This window comes from Lysobacter enzymogenes, assembly GCF_017168095.1.
Taxonomy (GTDB): domain Bacteria; phylum Pseudomonadota; class Gammaproteobacteria; order Xanthomonadales; family Xanthomonadaceae; genus Lysobacter; species Lysobacter enzymogenes_D.
The window spans coordinates 1-3283 of sequence record NZ_LXSD01000250.1 but is presented as its reverse complement, the minus strand read 5'-3'; the positions used below and the strand labels follow the sequence as shown (position 1 = coordinate 3283).

At 74.1% G+C, this 3283-nt stretch carries 4 protein-coding genes; 2 read left to right on the top strand and 2 right to left on the bottom strand.

Annotated elements, in window-relative coordinates; genetic code table 11:
* Positions 1-107 precede the first annotated feature (107 nt).
* Complete coding sequence (locus A7A76_RS06900; RefSeq protein ID WP_206410497.1) at positions 108-464, bottom strand: ArsR/SmtB family transcription factor; 357 nt, start codon at positions 462-464, stop codon at positions 108-110.
* Between the two features lie 343 nt (positions 465-807).
* Between A7A76_RS06900 and A7A76_RS06895 the strand changes: the two genes are divergently transcribed.
* Positions 808-1944, top strand: a complete 1137-nt coding sequence (locus A7A76_RS06895) for a glycosyltransferase family 4 protein (protein ID WP_206410496.1) — start codon at positions 808-810, stop codon at positions 1942-1944.
* Between the two features lie 31 nt (positions 1945-1975).
* On the opposite strand, the gene A7A76_RS06890 is transcribed toward A7A76_RS06895, so the two are convergent.
* The gene (locus tag A7A76_RS06890; RefSeq protein WP_074871103.1) at positions 1976-2200 is read right to left on the bottom strand and encodes a hypothetical protein; all 225 of its coding nucleotides are present in this window, start codon (positions 2198-2200) and stop codon (positions 1976-1978) included.
* 465 nt (positions 2201-2665) lie between these two features.
* Between A7A76_RS06890 and A7A76_RS06885 the strand changes: the two genes are divergently transcribed.
* Positions 2666-3283 (top strand): MFS transporter (locus A7A76_RS06885; RefSeq protein WP_206410495.1); only part of this gene is annotated, 618 nt, incomplete at its 3' end.

The following is a 3283-nucleotide window of genomic DNA, read 5'->3' as shown; positions in this document are numbered from 1 at the left end:
CGAACTCGAAGCCGACCCAGCCGGCCTGCGGCGACGCGCGGAGCGGCCGGCGTCAGCCATGCGCGCGCTCCGCGCGCGTCGCGGCCGCGGGCCGGATCGCGGCGAGGTCAGTCGGGCGTGTCGTCATGCGCGGCCCCGGGGGCGGCCTGCAGTTGGGTCAGGTAATCGTCCAGGCGCTGCAGGCGTTCGTCCCACAGCTGGCGGTAGTCGTCGAGCCAGCCGGACACCTCGCGCAGGCGCGCGGTCTCCAGCCGGCACGGCCGCCACTGCGCGGCGCGGCCGCGCGCGACCAGGCCGGCGCGCTCGAGCACCTTGATGTGCTTGGAGATCGCCGGAAGGCTCATCTGGAACGGCTCGGCCAGCTCGGTCACGCCGGCTTCGCCGCTGGCGAGGCGGGCGAGGATCGCGCGCCGGGTGGGATCGGCGAGAGCGGCGAAGGTGGTGCTGAGCGAATCGGCGGGCATAGCAACTGAACCAGAAGGTTAAATAACGCGGATAGTGGGCGCCCGGCGCGCGCAGGGTGTCAAGCCGGCCGTGACGGCCCCGTCGCTGGCGGCCGCTCGTACGACCCTATTCCGTTCAGTCCGTTCATGAATAGGTGCGCCCGGCGCTCGCTCACGGAACCTCACTTGGTCACATAATATTTGTGACGATGTTCGCACTAATGGAGAGGCGCTGACTCGGCAGCAGGTTCTCGTTAGTCATCCGGCCAGGACCCGCGCCACCGATGAAGCCCCCTCACTCCAACGCGATCTTCGCAGCCGCGCGGCCCCCGCGCGCGGCCGCGCGCGCGCCGGCGGACGCCGCATGCGCATAGGCCTGGACTACCGCGCCGCGACCGCGGCGCCCGGCAGCGGCCCGGCCCGGCAGGTGCTGGCGCTGGAGCGCGCCCTGAGCCGCCGGCCCGACACCGAAACGGTGCTGTTCACCGAAGCCCCGCTCGACCACCCGCACCGCGCCATCGCGGTCGCCGCCGACCTGCCCGCCGGCGCCGCGCCTGTTCCCACGCACGCCGGCCGCGACCTGCGCCGGCGCTGGCGTTTCGAGGCCGGGTTCCTGCCCTCGGCGCTGCGCGCGCAGAACATCGACGTCTACATCGCCACCGCCGAAGGCGGCCTGCCGGTGTGGCGCAAGCCGGCGGCGGTGCGCCAGGTGCTGCTGCTGCACGACCTGTTCCGGCTGACCCTGCGCCGCCCGCGCTCCTCGCCGTGGCGCGCGCTGGCCTCGCGCCTGGTCGACGAGGCCGCGATCGGCCATTCCATCGCCAGCGCCGACGCGATCTGGACGCCGTCGCGCTACACCACCGCCGAGTGCGGCCGGCTGTACCCGGCGCACGCGCACAAGCTCTACGTGCTGCCCGACGCGCTCGCTCCGGCGCCGGCGCCGGCCGAGCGCAGCCGCCTGAGCCGGCCGCTGCCGCCGCGCTACTGGCTGCTGGTCGGCACGCGCGAGCCGCGCAAGAACGCCGACCTGTTCCTGCGCGCCTGGCTCGACGCGCGCCGCCAGCACTACGACACCCCCGACCTGGTCGTGGTCGGCGCGCCGGCCGACGTGCCGGCCGAACTGCAGCGGCTCAACGGCGTGCACTGGTTCGAACATCCCGCCGAGGACGAACTGGCGCGGCTGTACCTGGACGCCGAGCGCCTGTGGCAGCCGTCCTACGCCGAAGGCTTCGGCCTGCCGGTGCTGGAGGCGCTGGCCGCCGGCACGCCGGTGGCGGTGGCCGAAGGCGGCGCGCTGGAGGAAGTGGCGCCGGGCGACATGCCGCGCTTCGATCCGCACGACCGCCCGCAACTGGCCGAGCTGATGATCCGGCTCAGCCGCGAATCGGTGGTCGGCAACGCCGAGCAGCGCCGCGCCTTCGCCCAGCGCTTCGCGCCCAACGCCTACGCCGCGCGCGTCGGCGCCCTGCTCGACGAACTGCTCAAGCCGAAGAAGAAGTGACCCGCGCGCCGCGCCGGCGGCGCGCGCACGGCTATTCGTAAGGCGCGTGCTGCAGGCCCTGGGCGGCGATGATGCGGTTGATGTGCGCGACCACATGGCAGCGCTCGGTGCGCGGGGTGACGGTGAGCAGGCGCTCGATCAGGCTGTCCACGCGCGGCCAGAACACTTCGTCGTCGCGCCAATGGCGGCGCCACAGCGGCAAGGCCGCGCTGAGCTGGCACAGATCGCCGTCGAGTTCGGCGCGGGTTCGGTGCATCGGTTGACTCCCCTGACAACGGCGGGACCGGCCCGCCCTCGTTGAATGCCTGCGCGGCCGTAGCCGCCGTGCTGGACTCGCCGTCGCCACCGGGGGATGCGGGACGGCCTCTTAGATACGAACGCAGGGTGGGACCCCAGCCCCACCTTAGATCACCAAAAATATGTTCAAAAAGTGACTTAGGTCACGCTGCATGTGCAGCAACGCGGTGCCTGCGGGGTGGGAGGCGGCGGCGCGGTGGCGTTGGGGCCGCGCGGCGGCGCGGCTCCGGCCGGTGCACGGCTTCGGCGGATGGCGGTCGCGGTCGCCGCCGCACGGCCGCTGCAACCGCACGCCGCAGCCCGGCGGCGCCACGTCCGGCACACCGCATACGCAGCGTTCCACCGGCTCCGCATTGACCTCAAGCAAGCCTGAGGTCGCAAGGTGGCGGCCATCGCCCCGATCCGGTGCACCGCCGTGAAGCCCATGTCCCTGACCTCCCCCGCCGCCCTGCCCCGGGCCGAACGCACCGACTGGCGGGCCGTGGCCGCGGTGTTCGGCGCCGGGCTGATCGCCGCCCTGCAGGTCGGCAAGACCGCCATCGCCCTGCCCGCGCTGCGCGCCGATCTCGGCCTGGACCTGCGCGCCGGCGGCTGGCTGATGGCGGTGTTCGGCCTGCTCGGCCTGTTCGCCAGCGTGCCGGCCGGCGCGCTGGTGGCGCGCCTGGGCGACCGGCGCCTGCAAGTGGCCGGGTTGGCGGCGATGGCGCTGGGCAGCGCGCTCGGCAGCCAGGCCCACAGCCTGGCCGCGCTGATGGCCACGCGGGTGCTCGAAGGCGCCGGCTTCCTGCTGTTCGCGGTGGCCGGCGCCAGCGTGCTGCAGCGGCTGTCGCTGGCGCGCGACCGCGCGGTGGTGTTCGCGATCTGGAGCTGCTACATGCCCGCCGGCATGGCCCTGGCGCTGGCCTCCGGCGCGGCGCTGGACGGCACCGCGCTGGCCGGCTGGCGCGGCTACTGGGAACTCAACGCGCTGCTGTGCGCGGTCGCGGCGCTGGCGTTATGGCGGGCGGTGCGCGCGCCGTCGGCGCAGGCGGCGCGCGACGCC